This is a genomic window from Flavobacterium difficile (genome assembly GCF_011392115.1).
Lineage (GTDB): Bacteria > Bacteroidota > Bacteroidia > Flavobacteriales > Flavobacteriaceae > Flavobacterium > Flavobacterium difficile.
On record NZ_JAAJBT010000006.1, the window covers coordinates 71,886 to 94,357 of the forward strand.

23 protein-coding genes and 1 pseudogene are annotated in these 22,472 nt (G+C 31.1%); 4 read left to right on the forward strand and 20 right to left on the reverse strand.

Annotated features, from left to right (window positions below):
* Window positions 1-22: 22 nt before the first annotated feature.
* Both G4D72_RS10360 and arsB read left to right on the forward strand, forming a co-directional pair.
* On the forward strand, window positions 23-631 hold the full coding sequence (locus G4D72_RS10360) for a low molecular weight phosphatase family protein (protein ID WP_166077624.1): 609 nt from the start codon (window positions 23-25) through the stop codon (window positions 629-631).
* Between the two features lie 140 nt (window positions 632-771).
* Entirely contained in the window at window positions 772-1,806 is a 1,035-nt protein-coding gene (arsB, locus tag G4D72_RS10365; RefSeq protein WP_166077625.1) for an ACR3 family arsenite efflux transporter, read from the forward strand.
* A 99-nt stretch (window positions 1,807-1,905) separates the two neighbouring features.
* Here the strand turns inward: arsB and G4D72_RS10370 are convergent, their stop codons facing one another.
* The 4 genes from G4D72_RS10370 to katG form a co-directional block, all read right to left on the reverse strand.
* Window positions 1,906-2,163, reverse strand: coding sequence for a DUF6952 family protein (locus G4D72_RS10370; RefSeq protein WP_166077626.1), 258 nt, complete (start codon window positions 2,161-2,163; stop codon window positions 1,906-1,908).
* 235 nt (window positions 2,164-2,398) lie between these two features.
* The gene (locus G4D72_RS10375) at window positions 2,399-2,707 is read right to left on the reverse strand and encodes a thioredoxin family protein (RefSeq protein WP_166077627.1); all 309 of its coding nucleotides are present in this window, start codon (window positions 2,705-2,707) and stop codon (window positions 2,399-2,401) included.
* Between the two features lie 127 nt (window positions 2,708-2,834).
* A complete protein-coding gene (locus tag G4D72_RS10380) occupies window positions 2,835-3,470 on the reverse strand; it encodes a peroxiredoxin (RefSeq protein ID WP_166077628.1) in 636 nt (211 codons plus the stop codon).
* A 309-nt stretch (window positions 3,471-3,779) separates the two neighbouring features.
* Window positions 3,780-5,987: a catalase/peroxidase HPI gene (gene katG / locus G4D72_RS10385; protein ID WP_166077629.1), complete on the reverse strand. Its 2,208-nt coding sequence runs from the start codon at window positions 5,985-5,987 to the stop codon at window positions 3,780-3,782.
* A gap of 183 nt (window positions 5,988-6,170) precedes the next feature.
* On the opposite strand from katG, the gene G4D72_RS10390 reads away from it, so the two are divergent.
* Window positions 6,171-7,865, forward strand: a complete 1,695-nt coding sequence (locus G4D72_RS10390; RefSeq protein ID WP_166077630.1) for an APC family permease — start codon at window positions 6,171-6,173, stop codon at window positions 7,863-7,865.
* Window positions 7,866-7,944: 79 nt separating this feature from the next.
* On the opposite strand, the gene G4D72_RS10395 is transcribed toward G4D72_RS10390, so the two are convergent.
* A complete protein-coding gene (locus G4D72_RS10395) occupies window positions 7,945-9,297 on the reverse strand; it encodes a hydroxymethylglutaryl-CoA synthase family protein (RefSeq protein ID WP_166077631.1) in 1,353 nt (450 codons plus the stop codon).
* A 41-nt stretch (window positions 9,298-9,338) separates the two neighbouring features.
* Entirely contained in the window at window positions 9,339-10,259 is a 921-nt protein-coding gene (locus tag G4D72_RS10400; protein ID WP_166077632.1) for a DUF4349 domain-containing protein, read from the reverse strand.
* Window positions 10,260-10,435: 176 nt separating this feature from the next.
* On the opposite strand from G4D72_RS10400, the gene G4D72_RS10405 reads away from it, so the two are divergent.
* Window positions 10,436-10,939, forward strand: a complete 504-nt coding sequence (locus G4D72_RS10405) for a hypothetical protein (RefSeq protein ID WP_166077633.1) — start codon at window positions 10,436-10,438, stop codon at window positions 10,937-10,939.
* 492 nt (window positions 10,940-11,431) lie between these two features.
* On the opposite strand, the gene G4D72_RS10410 is transcribed toward G4D72_RS10405, so the two are convergent.
* The 14 genes and pseudogenes from G4D72_RS10410 to G4D72_RS10470 form a co-directional block, all read right to left on the reverse strand.
* A complete protein-coding gene (locus G4D72_RS10410; RefSeq protein WP_166077634.1) occupies window positions 11,432-13,672 on the reverse strand; it encodes a multicopper oxidase domain-containing protein in 2,241 nt (746 codons plus the stop codon).
* A 17-nt stretch (window positions 13,673-13,689) separates the two neighbouring features.
* A complete protein-coding gene (locus G4D72_RS13430; protein WP_317165245.1) occupies window positions 13,690-13,908 on the reverse strand; it encodes a GDCCVxC domain-containing (seleno)protein in 219 nt (72 codons plus the stop codon).
* Between the two features lie 51 nt (window positions 13,909-13,959).
* Window positions 13,960-14,307 (reverse strand): annotated as a pseudogene (locus G4D72_RS13435) (MerC domain-containing protein); the annotation flags it as partial.
* 24 nt (window positions 14,308-14,331) lie between these two features.
* The gene (locus tag G4D72_RS10420; protein ID WP_166077636.1) at window positions 14,332-15,045 is read right to left on the reverse strand and encodes a heavy-metal-associated domain-containing protein; all 714 of its coding nucleotides are present in this window, start codon (window positions 15,043-15,045) and stop codon (window positions 14,332-14,334) included.
* Between the two features lie 93 nt (window positions 15,046-15,138).
* Window positions 15,139-15,699 (reverse strand): helix-turn-helix domain-containing protein, encoded by a 561-nt coding sequence (locus G4D72_RS10425; protein ID WP_166077637.1) that lies wholly within the window; start codon window positions 15,697-15,699, stop codon window positions 15,139-15,141.
* A 2-nt stretch (window positions 15,700-15,701) separates the two neighbouring features.
* Window positions 15,702-16,430 carry a DUF3347 domain-containing protein gene (locus G4D72_RS10430; RefSeq protein ID WP_166077638.1) on the reverse strand — a complete coding sequence of 243 codons (729 nt, stop codon included), beginning with the start codon at window positions 16,428-16,430 and terminating at the stop codon, window positions 15,702-15,704.
* 16 nt (window positions 16,431-16,446) lie between these two features.
* Window positions 16,447-17,262, reverse strand: coding sequence for a hypothetical protein (locus tag G4D72_RS10435; RefSeq protein WP_166077639.1), 816 nt, complete (start codon window positions 17,260-17,262; stop codon window positions 16,447-16,449).
* Window positions 17,262-17,759: a heavy-metal-associated domain-containing protein gene (locus tag G4D72_RS10440; RefSeq protein ID WP_166077640.1), complete on the reverse strand. Its 498-nt coding sequence runs from the start codon at window positions 17,757-17,759 to the stop codon at window positions 17,262-17,264. The genes G4D72_RS10435 and G4D72_RS10440 overlap by 1 nt, the downstream gene beginning before the upstream one ends.
* Before the next feature lies 1 nt (window position 17,760).
* A complete protein-coding gene (locus G4D72_RS10445) occupies window positions 17,761-18,225 on the reverse strand; it encodes a TlpA family protein disulfide reductase (RefSeq protein ID WP_166077641.1) in 465 nt (154 codons plus the stop codon).
* A 6-nt stretch (window positions 18,226-18,231) separates the two neighbouring features.
* The gene (locus G4D72_RS10450; RefSeq protein WP_166077642.1) at window positions 18,232-19,104 is read right to left on the reverse strand and encodes a DUF3347 domain-containing protein; all 873 of its coding nucleotides are present in this window, start codon (window positions 19,102-19,104) and stop codon (window positions 18,232-18,234) included.
* Window positions 19,105-19,296: 192 nt separating this feature from the next.
* Window positions 19,297-19,674, reverse strand: a complete 378-nt coding sequence (locus G4D72_RS10455) for a hypothetical protein (RefSeq protein ID WP_166077643.1) — start codon at window positions 19,672-19,674, stop codon at window positions 19,297-19,299.
* 68 nt (window positions 19,675-19,742) lie between these two features.
* Window positions 19,743-21,734, reverse strand: a complete 1,992-nt coding sequence (locus G4D72_RS10460) for a heavy metal translocating P-type ATPase (RefSeq protein WP_166077644.1) — start codon at window positions 21,732-21,734, stop codon at window positions 19,743-19,745.
* A gap of 10 nt (window positions 21,735-21,744) precedes the next feature.
* Complete coding sequence (locus G4D72_RS10465) at window positions 21,745-22,110, reverse strand: DUF3703 domain-containing protein (RefSeq protein ID WP_166077645.1); 366 nt, start codon at window positions 22,108-22,110, stop codon at window positions 21,745-21,747.
* A gap of 2 nt (window positions 22,111-22,112) precedes the next feature.
* Window positions 22,113-22,469, reverse strand: coding sequence for a hypothetical protein (locus G4D72_RS10470; RefSeq protein WP_166077646.1), 357 nt, complete (start codon window positions 22,467-22,469; stop codon window positions 22,113-22,115).
* Between the last annotated feature and the right edge of the window lie 3 nt (window positions 22,470-22,472).

Below are 22,472 nucleotides of genomic sequence, written 5' to 3' on the forward strand. Positions count from 1 at the left end.
TAAATATTTTAAAATTTAGATGATGTTTCAAAATTTATCCAAAACAATAGAAATCATTTCACAAATTTCTGTTTCTGAAGAGCGAAAAGTAGGTATACAACCTTTGGTAGAGTATATTCAAAAAAAAGTAAATTCTAATGAAGTGATTCGCCTGAATTTCATTTGTACTCATAATTCGAGAAGAAGTCATTTGAGTCAAATTTGGGCACAAACTATGGCGTTTCATTTCGGAATAAAATCTATATTTTGTTATTCTGGCGGAACTGAAGTAACTGCAATGTTTCCGAAAGTTGGAGAAACTTTACTTAATCAAGGTTTTGAGATTCAACAATTGAGTGAAGCTGAAAATCCAGTTTATGCTATAAAATATTCAGAAAATGAAGCTCCAATTATAGCTTTTTCAAAAACTTATTTTGATGTTTTTAATCCGAAAACCAATTTCGGAGCCATTATGACTTGCAATTCTGCGGATGAAGGTTGCCCGATTGTGTTTGGCGCAGAAGCCCGATTTCCAATCAAATATGAAGATCCTAAGGCTTTTGATGGTACAGCAGAAATGAATGAAAAATATACTGAACGTAGTTTGCAAATTGCAAGTGAAATGTATTACGTTTTCAATCAAATTAAATAAATTAAAACTTCGTGAACCTTGCGCTTTCTTTGCGTCTTTGCGGTAAAAAGAAAACAATAATACCTTTTCAATCAAATTAAATAAATTAAAACTTCGCGAGCCAAGCACTGTCTTTGCGCCTTTGCGGTAAAATAAAACATATGAAAAAAAGATTAGGATTTTTAGATCGTTTTTTAACACTTTGGATTTTTTTAGCGATGCTAATTGGAGTAGGAATTGGCTATTTTATTCCGAATTCAGCTGTTTTTATTAATTCATTTTCTTCGGGTACAACAAATATTCCATTAGCAATTGGATTGATTTTGATGATGTATCCGCCTTTAACAAAAATTGATTTTTCTAAAGTGCCACAAATGTTTCAACAACCTAAATTGTTAACCGCATCCTTTTTTATTACGTGGATTTTCGGTCCTTTTTTAATGTTTGTTTTAGCAACATTTTTCTTAAAAGACTATCCAGAATATATGACGGGTTTAATTATTATTGGAATTGCGCCTTGCATTGCCATGGTAATTGTTTGGAACGAATTGGCCGAAGGAAATCGCGAATTAACTGCTGGTTTAATTGGAATTAACAGTTTGTTGCAAGTTTTCTTTTTTAGTTTGTATGCCTATTTTTATTTGAAAATTATGTTGCCTTTATTCGGAATTAAAGGTTTAGAATTGAATGTAACGATTGCTGAAATAGCTCAAACCGTTGGAATTTATTTAGGTATTCCTTTTGCATTGGCTGTTGTGAGTCGATATGCCATTAAAAAGTATTTGGGCGAGAAATTTTTCAATCAGAAATTTATTCCATTTGTATCGCCAATCACATTAATCGCCTTACTTTTTACGATTGTAATCATGTTCAGTTTGAAAGGCGAAATGATAGTAGATTTACCTTTAGATGTGGTTCGAATTGCTATTCCGTTAGTAATTTTCTTTGGCATTATGTTTTTCTTGATGTTTTTCGTATCGAAGAAAATTGGTGCCAATTACAGAGATGCAGTAGCCTTATCGTTCACAGCTGCAGGAAATAATTTTGAATTAGCAATAGCGGTTTCAATAGGCGTTTTCGGAATCAATAGCGGACAAGCTTTTGCCGGAGTTATCGGACCTTTAGTAGAAGTTCCAGCTTTGATAATTTTAGTAAATGTGGCGTTTTGGTTGAAGAAAAAGTATTTTAAACAATAACTATTTTATTAAAAAACCATTAAGGAATTAAAATTTATTTAGTTGGATTTCTAAATCACTTTAATTGCTTAATGGTCGATACTATTAAGTAGGCTTGAATTATTTATCAATAGCACCTAAAACGCGTTTCATAAAATCGTTTAGTGCTGTTTTTTTGTCTTTGCCTTCTTTAACCATTTTATTCACTTCAATGGCGCCATACATGTTAGAAATCAATTCGCCAATAACATCTAATTCTTCGTCTTTTAAAGATTCTAATTCTGTTAAATGTTCTAATACCGCGATGGTTTCAATAAGGTAATCCGCATCGTTTTCTTCTACAAATTGGGTCAAATGTTTTATTACAGGTAATTTCATGTTTTGTGAGTATTGTTTGGGTTAGTGGTATTTAATTCTTGTCAAAGCAACAAAAGGATAGGAATAAAAATAACTTCGAACTTTGTACTTTGAAATTTGTACTTCGTACTTCGTAAATCCTACTTTTTAATTTGTACTTCGTAAATCGTACTTCGTAAATCGTACTTCGTAAATCGTACTTCGTAAATCGTACTTCTTAAATCGTACTTCTTAAATCGTACTTCCTAAATTCCCTTTATATTACTTCAGCCACTAATTCTGCTAAAACTTCTGCCTTATTAGTTTGTGTTTGGTTGACTAACACACCATTTTTAAAAGCTGCGAATGTTGGTAAATTGTCTACGTTCGCTAATTTTCTAGATTCTGTAAATTGTTCAGCATCTACTACTAAAAAAGGAACGTTTTCGTTTTCTGAAGCCATTTTTTTAAATTTTGGTTTCATGATTCTGCAATTTCCACACCAAGATGCTGAAAATTGTACTAAAACCACTTCGTTTGAAGCTACTACTTCAGCTAAATTATCTTTTTCTAATTCTAAGAACATGTTTTCTAATTATCAATTTGTCAATAAGTTAATCCCGAAATATGGGATAAGTTGTACCAGTTTTTTGGTGTAAAAAAACAATGTGTCAATAATTGGCTTATCGACACATTGCTACTTGTCTTATTTTTTAGTTTTGACTCAAATAAGCTGCCGTACTTAATCTGTCTGCGCTCATTGCTTCTTTACCAGCTTCCCAGTTAGCAGGGCAAACTTCACCTTTAGTTTGAATGTGCGTGTACGCATCAATCATACGTAAATATTCGTTTACATTTCTACCTAATGGCATATCGTTTACACTTTCGTGGAAAATTTTACCTGTTTCGTCAATTAAATAAGTAGCACGGAAAGTTACATTTGAACCTGTTAATAAATAATCTCCAGTTTCTTCATTGAATTCATCTGCTACATCTAAGATATCTAATGCGTTAGCTAAATTACGAGTTGTATCTGCTAACAAAGGATAAGTAACACCTTCAATTCCACCATTGTTTTTAGCTGTGTTTAACCAAGCAAAGTGTACTTCGTTTGTATCGCAAGAAGCACCAATTACAATTGTGTTTCTTTGTTCAAATTCTGGTAAAGCAGCTTGAAAAGCGTGTAATTCAGTCGGACAAACGAATGTAAAGTCTTTTGGATACCAAAATAAAACAACTTTTTTATTGTTTTTAGTTGCTTCTTCTAAAACGTTAATTCTTAAGTTGTCTCCCATTTCTGAGATTGCGTCAACGGTAATGTTTGGGAATTGTTTTCCTACTAATGCCATAATTTTTTTGTTAATTTTAATGATTTTAATTCGAGTGCAAAATTAAGCATTATTCTAACTATTTCAAAAGGTAGGTATTGTAATTTCTTATGTCCAAATAAGAGATACTTATGATGAAAATTGTATTTGGTTTTATAGAAAAAAAGGCAATTTGTTTCCAAATCGCCTTTTAGATAATTTATTGATTTAATATGATTTAAGCTAAGAATTCACATTTTTCTATTTACTTAGAATTATTATCGCCTTAAACGATAAATTAAGATAATTAGAAAACTTTAATTCGTGAATTCGTGGCAAACAATTTAATTATTATTTGATATCAAATCGGTCTGCATTCATTACTTTATTCCATACAGAAATAAAATCAGTTACAAATTTTTCTTTGTTATCATCCTGAGCATAAACTTCTGCATAAGCTCTTAAAACAGAATTCGAACCAAATACTAAATCAACACGTGTTGCAGTCCATTTAGTAGCGCCTGTTTTCTTATCTACGATATGGTATAAATTATCGCCCGCTGGTTTCCAACTGTAATTCATGTCAGTAAGATTTACAAAGAAATCGTTGCTTAACACACCTTCGTTATTTGTGAAAACACCATGTTTCGTTCCGTTATAATTTGTGCCAAGCACACGCATTCCACCAATTAAAACAGTCATTTCTGCTGCTGTTAATCCTAAAAGTTGTGCTTTATCTAACATTAATTCTTCTGGTTGTACAACATATTTGGTTTTTACAAAGTTTCTAAATGCATCATTAGTTGGTTCTAATACTTCAAACGATTCGCTATCTGTCATTTCTTGTGTAGCATCACCACGTCCAGCATGGAAAGGCACTTTTACATTGAAACCACCTTCTTGAGCTGCTTTTTCAAGAGCTGCATTTCCACCTAGAACGATTAAATCTGCAATACTTACTTTTTTAGTTAGTCCAGCCTGAATTTCAGTTAATTTAGCTAAAACTTTTTCTAATCTTTCAGGTTCGTTTGCTACCCAACTTCTTTGTGGTTCTAAACGAATTCTTCCTCCATTAGCACCACCTCTGAAGTCAGAACCTCTGAAAGTTCTGGCACTATCCCAAGCGGTATTTAGTAATTCAGCTCTAGATAAACCGCTATTTAGTAGTTTTTCTTTTAATTCTTCAATTTCAGAATCTGATAATGTATAATCTACTTTCGGAATTGGGTCTTGCCAAATTAAATCTTCTGCTGGAACATCTGCACCTAAATATCTGTCTTTCGGACCTAAATCTCTGTGCGTTAATTTGAACCAAGCTCTTGCAAATACTTCTGTGAAATAGTCCTGATCTTTGTGAAAACGCTCAGAAATTACTCGGTACGCAGGATCCATTTTTAGTGCCATATCGGCATCTGTCATGATTGGATTTCTTCTTACTGAAGGATTGTGTGCATCTACAGGTTTGTCTTCTTCTTTCATGTTGATTGGTTCCCATTGTGAAGCTCCTGCTGGACTTTTCTTTAATTCCCAATCATAATTTAATAATAAATTGAAGTATTCATTATCCCATCTAGTAGGGTGTGTAGTCCAAGCGCCTTCTAAACCACTTGTTACCGTATCTGGACCATTTCCATTTCCTTTAGGATTTAACCAACCAAAACCTTGATTTTCAATAGCTCCGCCTTCTGGTTCTGGACCTAAAGCAGCTGCATCTCCATTTCCATGTGCTTTTCCAACTGTATGTCCACCAGCTGTCAAAGCTACAGTTTCTTCATCGTTCATAGCCATTCTTGCAAATGTAATTCGAACATCGTGTGCTGTTTTTAAGGGATCAGATTGTCCGTCTACTCCTTCAGGATTTACATAAATTAATCCCATCATAACTGCAGCTAACGGATTTTCTAAATCTCTTTCACCAGAATATCTACTTCCTTCACTTCCTGATTTGGCTAACCATTCTTTTTCTGCACCCCAGTAAATATCTTTTTCTGGATGCCAAATATCTTCACGACCACCTGCAAAACCAAATGTTTTTAGTCCCATAGATTCATAAGCCATATTTCCAGCTAAAATCATTAAGTCTGCCCAAGAAATTTTATTTCCATATTTCTTTTTAATTGGCCACAATAATCTTCTTGCTTTATCTAAGTTTCCGTTATCTGGCCAACTGTTTAAAGGGGCAAATCTTAAATTTCCTGTTCCAGAACCTCCACGACCATCTGCAATTCTGTAGGTTCCAGCTGCGTGCCATGCCATACGAATCATTAATCCGCCATAATGTCCCCAATCAGCTGGCCACCATTCTTGACTTTCCGTCATAAATGCTTTTAAATCATTTTTTAAAGCTTCTAAATCTAATTTTTTAAATTCTTCAGCATAATTGAAGTTTTCTCCTAACGGGTTTGTTTTAGAATCGTGTTGGTGCAGAATGTCTAAGTTAAGTGCATTTGGCCACCAATCATGAACTTTAGTACCGTGTCCCACAGTTTGCTTTGTTGCACCACCAGAGAAAGGACATTTTCCTCCTCCAGTACCGTTAGCATTTTCGTAGTTTTCCATAATTATATTTTGTTTTAGATGTTTCTTAGTTACAAAATTATAATATTAACCTTTATATTTAATAAGTTTTTATTATATAAATTTATAAAACAATAGTTTTGTATTATAGTAATTTAGTTTTAAATAGCTAAAGCAATTTCAATTTTAATTATATATTTGCCTTGCTAATCAAATATACTAAAAATGAAACTATTTAGAAGAAAACCTATTGCAACAATTTTAAAAGAAGGTGGAGACGGTGAGCATTCAGGTTTAAATAAAGTATTGACAGTAAAAGATTTAACTTTTTTTGGAATTGCGGCTATTTTAGGAGCTGGTAGTTTCAGTAGTTTAGGAAGTGCCGTTTTTAATGGTGGCCCTGGTGTAGTGTTTTTATTTGTAATTGTAGCTGTTGCTTGTGCTTTTACTGCTTTTTGTTATTCAGAGTTTGCAAGTAGAATTCCAGTTGCTGGAAGTGCATACACTTATGCATATTCGAGTTTTGGAGAATTGTTTGCTTGGATTATAGGTTGGGCTTTGATAATGGAGTACTCTATTGGAAATATTTATGTAGCATACAGCTGGAGTGATTATTTTACCTCATTACTAAGTCAATGTGGCATAAATGTACCCGCTTATTTGTCTACAAGTTATATGGAGGCTTCTAAAGCTTTTCAAGGAAATGTTGAAGGTGAGGCTTTAACAGCATGGACCACGGCATCTGAAATTGGCGGTTTAAAGATAATTTTAGATTTACCTGCTTTACTTATTAATTTAGTTATTACTTATTTAGTTTACAAAGGAGTTAAAGAAAGCAAGAATTTTAGTAATCTGATGGTATGGATTAAGATGTTCGTAGTGGGACTTATCATTATTGTTGGTGGATTTTTAATTTTTAAAAATGATTTATTTGCGAATTGGACACCAGATAATTCTGTAGGCATTCCGAGTTTTATGCCTAATGGTTTTGGTGGTGTTATGATGGCTGTTAGTGGTGTTTTCTTTGCTTACATTGGTTTTGATGCGGTAAGTGTAATGGCAGAGGAAAGTAAAAATCCACAACGCGATTTACCAAGAGGGATGATTTATTCTTTAGTCATATGTACGATTGTTTATATTTTATTAACCTTGGTTTTAACGGGTGCAGCTAATTACAAAGCTTTTGAAGGAATTGGAGATCCGTTAGCTTTTATCTTTGAAAAAGAAAATTTAGATTTACCTTGGATGCATTTTTTAGTGGCCATTTGTGCAGTGGTAGCCATGACAAGTGTAATGTTAGTTTTTCAAATGGGGCAACCAAGAATCTGGATGACTATGAGCCGAGATGGACTAATGCCTAAACGTTTTTCAACCATTCATCCCAAATATAAAACGCCTTCTTATGCTACCCTTATTACTGGTTTAGTAGTTGGAATCCCGATTATTTTTACAGATAAAACTTTTGTTTTAGATTTTACATCTATCGGGACTTTGTTCGCTTTTGTACTGGTTTGTGGTGGTGTTTTGTTAATTCCTAGAAGAGAAAAAGAAGCTGGTAAATTTCACTTGCCTTACATCAATTCTAAGTTTATTTTTCCAGTATTAATTGCCATTTCAATTTTCTTGATTTATACATTTGTTCCTGGATTTTTTTCAGATACCTTTGATTTTTCTTCTTCAGAAACAAGAGCTAAAAATATCCCAATGGTAGTATTTTTTGTATTAGTTTTGGTAATGATGGTGTTGTCTTTAGTTAAAAATTTATCGTTAATTCCGTTGTTAGGTTTAATTTCTTGTTGTTATTTGTTAACAGGAATGGCAGTTTCTAACTGGATGTGGTTTGGCGTTTGGTTAGTAATCGGATTGGTTATTTACTTTGCTTTTAGTTACAAAAACAGTAAACTGAATACTGAAAATTAATATCCTAATTGTTTCATAAAAAAACCTGTCTTTCTTTTTTAGATAGACAGGTTTTTTATTTTATACTGAAGATATCAGTTTACTCTGCAAACTTATAATATCTAGCTCCTTTAAGATGAGGATTTTCGGTTTCAATAAAATCTAAAACAAATTCCGATTTTGCTTTTAAAATAGGCTCCTTGATTTCTTTTTTATGTAATTTTTCATACGTTTCAAAATCGATTGCTGTTCTATTTTGTAGGGTTTCAAACAAATTGGTTTTTAGAATTTGTTGTTGCCAATTTTCAGTTAAATTTCCTTCAAAAACTTTCGATTTTGATCCCGAACCATAGGCTATAAATCCGATTGTATTATTTTTAAATACTTTATTTTCTTTTGCTGAAAAATACAAAGCAGATAAAAAGCCTAAAAATAACGAACCTGTATAAATATTTCCTATTTCACTTGAACTAATTTCAGCAGGTTGAAGTTTTTGCTGCACTATATTTTTATACGCTTCTGATTTGGATAACGCTTTTATTTTTTCTCCTTTATTTTCTCCCTTTTCCTTTTCTAAAAGTTCAGGATATTCAGTAGCGAAAATTTCTACAAAGGTTCTTCTGCCTTGAAAACTGTAGGGCAGATGCATACAGATTAAATCCCAATTTTCTATCACATCAAATTGATAGTTGTTTTCTTGTTTAAAATGTTCAAATGCTTCTGTAATTCTATTAATGTAACAAGAATTAGAATAGTAACCATCAAAAACCGGTTGCTCTTTTATAATGGTGATTTCTTTTTCTAAAATATCAAACCAATTGTCATTCGCTTCACTTGAAGTGATTTTTTGTTTGTCGATATATTGTTTAGGTTTAAAAAAATCAAAAACACCTGAAGTCGCTATTCCGAATTCCGAATCAAATGCAATTATTTTAGGATTAGAAGTAATTAACAAAGCAATCGCTCCCGCACCTTGAGTGTATTCACCTGTAGAATTTAAATCGTACTTGGCATTATCTGTAGTTATTACAATCGCTTTTTTATTTGGGTTTAACCGAACAAAATCTAAACAATTTTGTAAAGCATCTACACCGCCAATACAAGCAAATGTTATGTCTAACACATCACAATTGGTAGTTTTTTGTTGTAATTTTTCTTCAACTATTTGTAAAATATAGCTCGCCATGGGTTTAGAATTATCTAAACTACTTTCGGTTCCTACATAAATCCTTGAAATTTCAGGCAAAGTAATGTTTTCCTGAACTAAAAGTTTGTAAAGCGCATTAGCACCAAGTGTAATAATATCTTGATTGCTATCCAACAAACTCATTTTATATAATCCTAAGCCTTTCTGAAGCTTTTCAGGTTCAATTTGTCTCTGAATAGCAAGCTCTTCAATATCTAAATAGATTTTAGGAAAATCGTATTGTACGGCGTTAATTCCAACTTTCATTTTTATTTCAAAGCTAATAAATTAAATTTTTCTTGCGCTAATTACTTGTTAACGATAACGTTTGAAGTCGATTTAAATTTTTTCCAACCCATCCATGACAAAAATCCAAGTAGAAAAAAAGGCCACAATTGAACCAAAAAGGCAAGAATAGTTTCTAAAGCAAACCAGCCAGTTTTGAGGCTTTCCCATATCTGAATCCCTAAATTTGGTCGGTAGGCGTTTACATTTTTTTCATTGGCCACCAATTCGTATTTTAATTGTTCGTTTTGATACAATTCTAACGTAACCGTTGAAAAGTTCACCTGATCTTTTAAGGATAAATTAGTAATAAGTGAAGCATCAGACTTTTCTCTTTTTGATGCCAAATTTTCTTCCGACTCATTAATTTCTTTCAGTTTATTTCCTTTTTTATCGATCGCAGTTTCTAATCTTTTAGAAGTGGTTGCATTTCTTTTTTGAGACAATTCGTTGGCCAAGAGTTGTAAATTTACATCATCTGCTTTTATAACGCGATAATCTAAAAACTGAACTTCTTTAGCTAAACTTCGTAAAAGGGTATCTAATTTTACATTGGGTACGCGTAAAGACATGGTGTTGTTCACTTCGTAACGTGTGGTTTTCAATAAACTATCTTGGCTTATTTGCGTTTCATCGTTTTCGGTAACTGAACTTCGCAACTCGGAAAGGGTTACAAATCCGCCACAACTTTTGGTTACATTTTCAATTTTGTAAGTCGATTGCGCGACATCTTTGACTTTAAAACGCGCATCGGCAGTTCTAATAAATTTTCTTTTGGAATTTTGGTCTTCTACTGCTGCGGAAGAACTCATGTCGTTAGCTACAGCGCTGCTATCTACAACAGCTAAATCCATTGCACTTGTATTAGATTCAGATTTTTTGTTACAAGCGATAGCTAGGGTTAGAAGCAAAATTGCGCTTCCAGTTTTGAAATTTTTGTTCATAATAATTTGTATTTAATGGTTGGTTAATAAGTAAAAAGTAATTGTGCGCCATTAACAAATTTTTATGATTAGGTGATACGAAATAACCTACTAAAAACTGTGCCAAAATTTTGTAAATACTTCATGACTTTTAATTTTTTATTGATAAGTTTGAATTGAGATATAATTAAGAACTGATGAGACGTCCAAAAGATGAAAATTTACCGATTTATAAGAAAGCCAAATACATTTTTCAGCTGGTTGAAAGTTTGGTGTCTATTTTGCCTGAAGATGATGAATATTTAAATGAAACCAAGCACTTTATGACTAGTGATGCCATGCAAATTTGCGCAAAAATAATGGGAGCAGAAGGTGGAGATTTATACAGTATTCGAATGCAAAATGCAGCTTTAATAAGAAAGGCAGCTATGGATTTGTACGTGCAAGTAGGCGCTTTGAGGATGTTTGACAACTTTAAAGACAAAAACTACATTCCATTAATTAGACAAGAAATTGAAGAGTTCCGATTGCAATTTATCGATTGGGTAGCTAGTTTTGATGCATCTAATTATATTTGGGATGAATGGGAGTTGTTTAATCCAAAAGGTGCGGTTCCACCCAATCCGAACGATTACCAAGACCCTATTAACTTTGATGATTTTGATTTTGATGCATTCGACTCAGATGATGAAGAAGAGTAACATTTAAAAGAATGAGCCGATTAAGAATTTTAATCGGCTTAATCTTATTTATTTGAGTGGAATAGTGGTATATGCGACTTAAAGTCAGAAGAAATGGAATACATACGCTAAATGCTTTTGAAATATAGTATCCAAATGAAAACACGCTGAGTAAAGTCTTATGAATTTAAACTAATATAAATCAATATTTTTATGGAACACCGTTTCGTTTCACTTCTAATTTTGTACTTCTAATTTTGTACTTTATACTTTACTATTTTCCGATACAGAAATATTAAACTATTGATTTTAATGGTTGTTTTTGTAATAGGGTACAAATGAGGTACACAGGAATGAAAATTTAATTTTATAATTCCTTTTTCAATACATCATTTAATACGATTGCAAAGTTACATAATTCCTTAAAATAAAAATATCTAAACAACCATTGCTATTTTTTTTCATTTCATTGCAATGGTTGTTTATATGCTAAATAAGAAGCATATACAGTTCTTAATAATTCAAATTCAATCCTAAACCGAACCCCATATCGCTATCATAATGTGTTGTTAAACTTAAGTTTCTTTTCATAATATATCGTAATCCTGCCATATATTCTTTATCAGTATTCCATGACAAATCCATTCGAAGTCTTTTTGAAACAGGAATGTCCATTCGTTCAAATTGTAATCTGAAATTCCCATCGTTAAATACTTCAGCTTGTGCTTTAATAAGCATTGGCATAGTATATTCAAGACCAGCACTGAAAACACTGCGTTTGTCTTTAGTATTGTTTTGATTGAAAAGATTTGTTTCATGTTCATCAATTCCCATTTTTCTATAGCGCCAATCGAAACCAATAAATGGCATTATCCATTGCATTTTTCCTATATATCTTCCAATATGAGTTTCAACTTCATAACCATGATGCTCTTTGTAACCTAAACGCCATTCTGTTCCAATATTCCAACGTGTGTTTCCTAACATTGCTTCACCATCATTTCCATTTGTAGCAAAATCATTTTCTGCCATAAAATGAAATCTTCTATCATCGGCAAATAATTTTCTTTGCGCTAATTTAGGATTTGAAATTAAAGGGTTTGGAGCTTGGTTTTCATAAGTAAAAACTCTTCCCATTCCTGCCATCATATGATACAAAATGTGACAATGAAAAAACCAATCACCTTCTACATTGGCATTGAACTCAATTATATTAGTTTCCATTGGCATTAAATCCATTATGTTTTTTAATGGCGCATATTCTTCTTGACCGTTGATAATTCTGAAATCGTGACCATGTAAATGCATTGGGTGTCGCATCATTGAACCGTTATAAAGCGTAATTCTAACATTTTCGCCTTTTCTAATTAAGATTCTATCTATTTCAGAAACAACCTTATTATCTAAACTCCAAACATAGCGATTCATATTTCCAGTTAGTTCAAAACGAAGTTCTTTTACTGGTGCATCTTTTGGTAAAGTTGTTTTTTCTGTAGATTTTAGCATTGCATAGTTAAGCGTCGTAATATTTGATAACGCATTAGCATTGTACTGATTTTGATTATGGCTGGAATGTTCATTATTCATTTCCATATTGCCCATACTTTTTGTTTTTGCAAAACCAGTTATCTCTGGATACATAACTACATTCATATCCATTTGGTTCAATGACATTTGCATTCCCATATCGTCCAAATCTCCGTTCATTTTCATCATACCATTCATCATTTTCATACCTTCAAAATATTTCAATTTTGGTAAGGGAGAAATTAATTGCTTGATACCATTACCAATATATAATGATGCAGATTTTGTTCTATCTTCAGGAGTTGCTAAAAACTCATAGGAAGTATTATCAGCAGGAATTGTAACTATAATATCATAAGTTTCAGATACGGCAATTAATAATCTGTCAACTTCAACTGGTTCAACATCGTTTCCATCACTTGCAACAACAGTAATTTTACCACCTGCATAAGTTAACCAAAAATAGGATGATGCACCACCATTTGCAATGCGAAGTCGAACTTTATCGCCACCTTTGAATTGTGATAATTGACTTTCATTTTTACCATTAATAAGAAACTTTTCATAATACACATCACTTACATCCATAGCATTCATTCGTTTCCATTCATTCGCAACCTTTGTTTTGAAATGACCTTGCTTTATGGCTTCTGTATAGCTTTGTGTAGTCCCTTTTTTAATAGCAAACCAATCTGTTCCATTGTGCAACATTCTATGGACATTTTCGGGCTTTAAATCAGTCCATTCGCTTAAAATTATTGGAACAGTTGGTAAATCATCTATTCCTTTTCGAAATGTTTTATCATTTTGCTTTTTGCTCATAATAAACATTCCATACATTCCGATTTGCTCCTGTAAACCTGAATGACTGTGATACCAATGTGTTCCATTTTGTATGATTGGAAAAGTGTATTTGTGAGTAGTACCAGGTTTGATTGGCATTTGTGTTAAATTAGGTACACCATCTTCTTTATTAGGCAAAAATAGTCCGTGCCAGTGCAAAGAAGTTTCTTCTTTTAATTCGTTATGTACATAAATTTCAGCAATGTCGCCTTCGGTAAATGTCAACGTAGGCATAGGAATTTGACCATTAACCGCAATCGCTCTTTTTTCTTTTCCAGAATAATTTACAATTGTATCACGTACGTATAAATCATATCGTACGATATTTTGAGCAGAAATACTTAATGTAGTAAATGCTATTAGAATTGATAATTTAATTTTCATAAATAGTACTTTATATTTTAACAACATGCTGTTCCAACTTGAATTGGCGGGCATTTCACACTTCCGTAACTACAATATACGCAACAATCTCCTTCTAATGGTCGCAATCTTGTTTTGCAATTTTCGCATTCGTAGAAAAATTCACATGCATTTGTCGGCATCATTTTGGATTTTTTGTGTCCACATTTTGGACAAGTTATTGTCGATTTCAATTCAACAGTTTTTCCGTCATATATTCCACACGTTTTACAATTTCCATGTAATTTATTTTGGTAATAATTTACGATTGTTGCAATAAGAAGCCCAAACATACCTGTATATAAAAAATAAACTTGATACTCATTATTACAAAAATAATAACTGTAAAAAATGATAACCATACTTGGAATTGAAATTAATAAAGGATAAAGACACTTATGTTTGCGATAAGAAAGAAAAAAACCAATAATAGAAATTAGAACCATCCCTTGAAAAATCCACATTGTCCAGCCTCCAAAAAGTTCAAAACTACCCAAACCTAAAGCAGATGCTGCAAATGCAAAAAGAGGAAAGCAACAAGGAGAAAATATTGCGGTGAAGAACATACCAATTGTTCCTAATTTATCTATATTATTTATTATTTTCATAGAATTCATTTATATTTAATTTTGATTGTAATTTTAAATTAGGTGGATTATCATTAATCCGCTCATTATAATCATTAAAGCATCTTCAATAATTGTTACGGTACTCATTGGTAAATTGAATATTGCTCCTAAACAAGCACATTGAATTTTCTTTTTATTTAGAACCGATTGCAATACTCCAATTATACTAATACTCATTACTAAAAAAGTAACACTATTTGTAGTCAACGGATTAAAACCAGTCAGGAAAGCTATACCCAGCATTAACTCTGTAAAAGCGTATAAGTACGCCCAAATTGGAATTTTTCTTGCTACTACATCGTACATAACATAACTCTCTGCAAATCCTTTTAAATTAAGCAATTTGAAAAAAGAAAACACTAAAAAGAAACCTGCCATAAAATGTTGCATTGCTTCCATTAAGTTAAAACTTTGATTTTTAATCTGTATTAAAATCGTTACTAAGCTAATGTAGAAAAAAATCAATAAAATTGGTTTATAGGTTTCTAACCACGATTTAGCTTGTTCTTCAATTTCACTATGATTTACAGCAGAAATTTGATATTTATTATCTAATGCTTTTTGAAAATTGGATAATGCAATATGCTTATTCATTGTAATTGTTGCTGAATTAGTATCTTTTGAAACTTCAACACTTGTTACATTTTCAATTGTAAGCAAAGCTGATTTTACTTTAGCTTCACAACTGCTACAAGTCATTCCTGTTATTTGATATTGGTGTGTCATAATCTTGAATTTTAATTGTTAAAAATTATAATACAAAGTTCTACAATTACGAGTTCATCAATGTTGTGGAATTTTGGGTAAGAATTGTAATATTTATAAATCTTCTATTTGTTTTCTCTTTTTGTCTTTTAATTGTTTGTAATGTGATGGTGAAAAACCAGTAATTTTTTTAAACTGATTACTCAAATATGCCACGCTACTATAATTAAGTTGAAAAGCAATTTCACTCAATGTTAATTCATCATACACTAATAATTCTTTTACTTTTTCAATTTTTTGACTAATAAAGTATTTTTCAATAGTAACATCTTCTACTTCTGAAAACAAATTACTAAGTGAAGAATAATCTTGTGATAACTGATTTGATAAATATTCCGAAAGATTAATCGCAAGTTCATTGTTTTTCTGATGTACTAAATCAATAATCAAAGTTTTAATTTTTTCGATTATTCTACTTTTTTTATCATCAATCAATTCAAATCCAAAATTTTCTAAAGCTTCCTTAATTTGTTGTTTCTCTTGGTTGTCGATGCTGTTTTCTAATTCAACTTCACCTAAATCAATAACATTGGCTTTGAAGCCTAATTTTTCAATTTCTGTTTTAACTACCCATCTACATCGGTCACAGACCATGTTTTTAATGTATAGTTTCATTTTTAATAAGATTTTTTAATAGTTCCACAGCTTAACATTTCAGAACCATAATATGGGTTTTTTATTTCTTTTGTTTCACTAATCCAAACACCACCTTTTCCGTCGTTATACATTGGACAATAATCTTGATATAATTTTTGTTTAGTTCCAAACATTTTAATCAAATCATTTATGTTTTTACTAAGCAACTCAAAACGCTCTCTTTGATGTTCAATTTTACCTGAATTATTTTTTATGTGTTCTGTATTTTGTTTGGCTTCAGTAACAATTTTAAGATAGTCCTTTTTTTGATTTGAAGTTAAATCATTAGTACTTGTTACATTTAAAGTTTTAAATAAAACTTTTCCAGCATTTGAAGCACCGTTGGAATCATCCTTTGTTAGAGCATTTTTAATTTTCAAGTAGTTTGTAACGATTTCATTTATTGAAAATGAAGTTGTAGCAGTTTTAGTTTCAACAACTTTTTCTACAGTTTCATTACTTGTTTGTTTTACAGTGTCTTTGTCTACTTGAGTTCCGTCATTTTGGTTCTCAGATTGAGTAACAGGTACAGTTAATTCCATTCCACATTTTGAACAATCTTCCCCTTTTTTTCCAGTAATTTCTGAATGCATTGGACAAGCAAATATCTCATTTGAATTTACTGAAGTATTGTTTTCCGTTTCTTTAGTTTTATGATTGCAAGAAACTAAAGTGATTGCTAAAATAGCAGTTAAAAAAAGTGATTTCATATTTATATTTTTAAAATTATTTTTTACTTTTTAAATCAAAAAAAGTATAGTAAAGGTTGAAATAAAAGCCATTTGGAGCTGAACGAATCATTGAACTTACTAACTCTTGACGGTATGCGAAATCCAAACGTGCTTGACTATTGAAAATGAATTGTACTGCTGGCATCACATCCAAATACGATTTACCATTTTCATTAATAGTTTGCCCAACAAATTCAACCATTAGGTTAATATTTGTTTGTTTGTAATTGGTGTACTTTTTAGGATACATTAATTTACCTAAAGATAGTGTATAATTAGTAGCATTATCACCAATATTATCAGGAAATGGATAACTTGGTTTATTGTCAAATGCCTTTTCAAAACTAACTGAAGAACTTATTGCTACTTTTTTAATCAATTTTGTAGCAATAATTCCTGTTTCAAATCCAGAATTATGTCCCAAGATTTCAATTTGTTCTTGATGGATGTCGGCATTGTTGAAACTATATCTTCCATAAGCTGCTAATCTAAAATGGCTATTTAAATCATCGGCAGAATAAAAACGATATTTTGTATAAAAACTACCACCTTCAGTAACCAAATCATTATTTCTATTACTTACAAAAGCAGAAGCACGAAACATTATGTTTTTATTTAATCCATAAGATACTTCAGGCATAAAATGGTAATTGTAACCCGATTTCATTTCCTCTTTAAAAAGCGATTGCATTACATTAACTCCAAGTGAATTTGCAGGAACATTGCTTGCAGGGTCGGTAATTACAAATAATTCCTGACTAAAAATATTTTGACAATATATTACAACAAAAAACAAAAGAATTCTCCTCATTAGTTTAAAATTTTAATATGAAAATCATCTTCATTATTCACAACATAAGTTGCAATATCCTTGTATGATTTAGATAATTTTTTAAACTCCTTTTCTGTAACATATCCTTTGTCAACTACTTGAAATTGAACTTCGTTAGCGTCGTTTTTTTTGTCATTAACTAAAATGTAAGGACTTTTACTAACAGTTTCAGATTTTGCAGTTATTATTAATGAGCCAATGAAAAAACCTGCTTTTTCTACTTTTTCTTTAAATGTTTTTGGACTTAATTCATTTCCTTCTTTAAGTGTTACCGTGAATGTATTTGTATTTAAATCTGTTTCAACATTAGTAACTTCAGGTAATGTCTTTAGTTGTTTGTTAATCGCATTTGAACACATTGAACAGGTTAAACCAGTAGCTCTAATTTCAGCTTTTACAATTTGTGCATTACTATTTATTGAAAACATCAAAACTACTGATGCAACTAAAACATAAATTTTATTTATTTTTTTCATTTTACTTTTCTGTTAATTTAATTATTTCCTCTTCTGTTGGATTTTTTGCAATTAGAATACCTTCTTGATTAAACAAGTATTTTGAAGGCAATTCATCAACACCAAATAGTACTGCTGTTTCAGCATCAAAACCATTGGAATCTATCAATTGAGTAAATTTAATTTTATCTTTTTCAATAGCTTTTAGCCATTTATTTACATCTGTATCAATTGAAATTCCTATGATTTCAATTTTATCTTGACTAACTTCATTATATAACTTGACTAATTTTTTATTACCTAAACGGCAGGGTGCACACCAAGATGCCCAAAAATCAATAAGTACATATTTTCCTTTAAAAGATGTAATATTTATATCTTTATTACTGCTGCTTTTTAGTGTAATTGACGGTATTGTATCGCCTACATTAATTTGTGCAGTAGCTATATTAGCAATTAAAAAAAACGCAAAAACTATTCTTCTCATTTTAGATTATTTAATAGTTTCAACTGTTTTTCCACAGCTTAACATCATTGAGCCATAATAAGGATTTTTTACTGTATTTTCTTTACTTAACCAATTTGCACCTTTACCATCGTTATACATCGGACAGAATTGGAAGTAAACAGTTACATTGTATTTTGCCACTTTTAGTAATGAATAAATGTCTTTTGATAATGTTGTAAAATGCTCACGTTGATGTTTAATATCTTTTGTATCTGCAATGTGTTCAGCATCTTCTTTAATTTGATTTAAAACTTTCATCCAAACCATATGAACATCCATTTCTAATTTGTCCATCTTAACATTGTTAATTGATACTAACAATTCCTTTGAGGCAATTGAAGTAGCATTACCATCTGAGAAAATCATAGCATCTTTTACCACAAAATAATTATCAAAAATAGCTTTAAGTTGATTAACTTCTTGAACTTCTACTTTTGGTGTTTCTGTATGGTTTCCATGGTTATTATGATTTTCAGTAGTTGCTTCTGTTTTAGTTTCTTCTTTAACAGGAACTTTTGCTACTCTGTCATACTGACAACATCCGTGAAGATTATTATAAACATCATCAGGCGCAAGAAACTTATCACTATCATAACCAGCTAATGCAATTCTCTTTAATATTTCGTCCTGATTAGTTTTAGTGGCATCATAAGTTAGAGTTGCCATTTGAGTTTCTTGATTCCAATCAACTACAACTATCTTTTTGATAGTTCCAGCTTTTTCGATTTTGGTTTCGCACATTCCACAGTTACCATAGATTTTAACTGTTTCCGTTTTTGAATTTTTTATTTGTGCATTGATTGTAAATGATAGCAATGCAAAAGTTGCTACCATTATATTTTTAAATGAATTTTTCATTTTAATAATGTATTAGTAATCAAAGTGAAATACTCTGACTGATTGATAAAAATAAATTTGAATAAATAACAGTTTGGAAATAATAGTTAATGCAACACAATAATTGTAAAGCAAAAATTATTCATTAAACTGTTTGAAAATTATAGCTTATAGCTATGGATTTGACACAATAATGGCTGTCAAAAAATGAATTTAGCTTATTTTAGGTATTAGCCAAATTGAATGAAAACCATCTGAAATTGATGGAGTTGTGTATGAAAATTTAACTTTCTCTATTGAAGAATAGCGAATAAAGTTAATTTTAAAAATAATTTCTGGTATAAAGCTTATTGAAGAAGGAGGGCAAGTTGAAGAACAACCACATTTTGAATGACCACAATCACCATTACATCCCTTATCATCTTTGTCTGTTGAACTGTCATTACTACAACAACTCTTTTTCTCTGTCTTTGTAGATGAAACCTCTTTTTCACAAGTATGTTTTGAATTAGAGTCACCACAAGCCATAGCAGTATCAGGCATAAAAAATATGCTTAAAAGTACTACTAATATGATGTGGTATTTTTTCATTAAAAAAATTATAACATGACAAAACTAATAAAAACTTATTATTTTATATTTAAAATGATGTTAAAATGTTAAAACTTCATTCTTTGTATTCTAACCGAATTCAAAATAGCTAATAACGCAACACCAACATCTGCAAAAACTGCTTCCCACATTGTAGCTAAACCACCTGCGCCGAGAACTAAAACTATTGCTTTAACACTAAATGCTAAAATAATATTTTGCCAAACTATTTTTTTAGTTTGTTTACCTATGTTTATAGCTATTGGAATTTTGCTTGGTTTGTCATCTTGAATAACAACATCAGCAGTTTCTATTGTGGCATCACTTCCTAAACCACCCATTGCAATGCCTACATTGCTTAAAGCAACTACAGGTGCATCGTTTACACCATCGCCAACAAAAGCTACGGTTTCTTTTTTAGTAATAATTTCTTTTACCTTATTTACTTTATCTTCTGGAAGTAAATCACCAAAAGCGTTTGTAATTCCGAGTTTTTGAGCTACAAATTGAACAACAGTATTTTTGTCGCCACTTAACATTGTGGTTTTAATTCCTAATGCTTTTAGTTTGTCAATTGTGATTTGTGCATCTTCTTTGATACTATCAGCAATGGTTAGATAACCTACAAATTTTTTATCATAGGCTACAGCAATTAATGTGTACACTATACTTGATGGGTCAATATCATACGAAATAGAAAATTTATCCATTAATTTAAAATTTCCAACTAACAATTCTTTTCCATTCACATTTGCTTTTAATCCGTGTCCTGATATTTCTTCCACATTTTGCAAAACAATTGTAGGGTCAACATTACCAACAAATTGATGAATGGCTGTTGCGACTGGATGCGTACTTTGACTTTCTAAAGCGTTAACCATTTGTAGTATTTCATCTTCATTAAAATCAGAATCAAAAACGACTTCTTGTACTTTAAAAACACCTTCAGTCATAGTACCTGTTTTGTCCATTACTACGTTTTGAACAGTAGCCATTACATCAAGAAAATTACTTCCTTTAAACAGGATTCCATTTTTAGAAGCTGCTCCAATTCCACCAAAATATCCTAACGGAATACTAATTACTAAAGCACAAGGACACGAAATAACCAAGAAAATTAAAGCACGATATAACCAATCATTAAATTGGTAATTTGCTACAAAAAACATTGGAACTACACAAATTAAGATGGCGAAAAGCACTACAATTGGTGTGTAAATCTTAGCAAATTTTCGTATGAATAATTCGGTTGGTGCTTTTTTTGCAGTAGCATCTTGCACCATTTCAAGAATTTTTGATAATTTACTATCACTATATGCTGTAGTTACTTTTACTTGACAAACAGAATTTAAGTTAATCATTCCTGCTAAAACGGCTTCCCCTTTTGTTTTTGTATCAGGTTTACTTTCGCCTGTTAAAGCTGCTGTGTTGAATGAAGCACTATCAGAAAGTAATTCTCCATCTAAACCTAATTTTTCTCCTGCTTTGAGTTGGATAATATCTCCAATTTTTGCCAATGATGCTTTTATAGTTTTAGCTACATTGTTTTCTAAAATAGTAACTTCGTCAGGGCGTTGGTCGAGTAATGTTTTGATGTTTGCTTTTGCTCGCTGTACTGCTAATGTTTGGAATATTTCACCAATAGCATAAAACAACATAACAGCAACACCTTCAGGAAATTCAGCAATTGCAAATGCTCCAATTGTTGCAATTGACATTAATAGAAACTCTGAAAACACATCGCCTTTTCTAATGCTTTCAAACGCTTCTTTAACTACAGGAATTCCAACAGGAATATAAGCCAAAATATACCAAGCTATTCTTAGCCAACCTGTAAACCAAGATTGTGTAAAATAATTATCTAAACCAATGGCTACCATCAATAAAACAAAACTTATAATTGCTGGTAAAAACATTTGAAAGGTTGATTTTTCCTTACTTGAATGGTCGTGATCGTGTCCATCATCATCCGAATGATGTTCCATACTTTGATTTATCTTTTCTTCTAATGAACAACAAATTTGTTTTCCTTGTTTGTCATAAATGTGCTGATGTTCCATACTATAATCGTTATGAATTCATATTTAAAATTTCTTTAATATCTTCAGGTATTTCCATCTTTTTTACAGGTGGTACTTTTGCACCACCTGTATTACCTATTGGAATATAATCAACAAATGATTTTACACCACCTACCAATAATCTTGGTATTTGACCAACAACTTCTTTTGAACTTTTTATTTTAATACCAAATTGCAACATTTTCCAATGTACAAATGTGTGCTTATAAGGATATTTTTGTGCAATAATATGTGCTCGCTCTAAATGATGCCAAGCACTTTGTAAATTATCTTGCTGTAAATTATCTTTAACGATTTCTAACTCTTTTTGATAAAAAGGAATTAGCTTATTCGGCATTTTGATATTAAACTTCATACTTATGCTTTACAACAACCGTCTAAACTTTCATAAGCTTCTGGGTCGGCTTTTACTTCATCAGCATCATAACCAAGTTTAGAAATACCTTCTTTAATTACTTGTAAAGTAGTTTTCTTTGAATTATAATAAATTGTAAAAGTCATTGCTTTATCGTCTAATTCATACATCTTAACACCTTTTATTTTAAGCATTTCTGTTTTGAATTTTTCTCCACAGGTTTCACATTCTTTACAATGGTCGCAATGTAAAAATGTTTTTATAACTGCTTTTTGAGTTGTTTTTTGAGCTGTAACAAAATTTGAAAAGAAAAATAATGATACAGCTAATACTAATGTTTTTAAAATTGAATTTTTCATAAT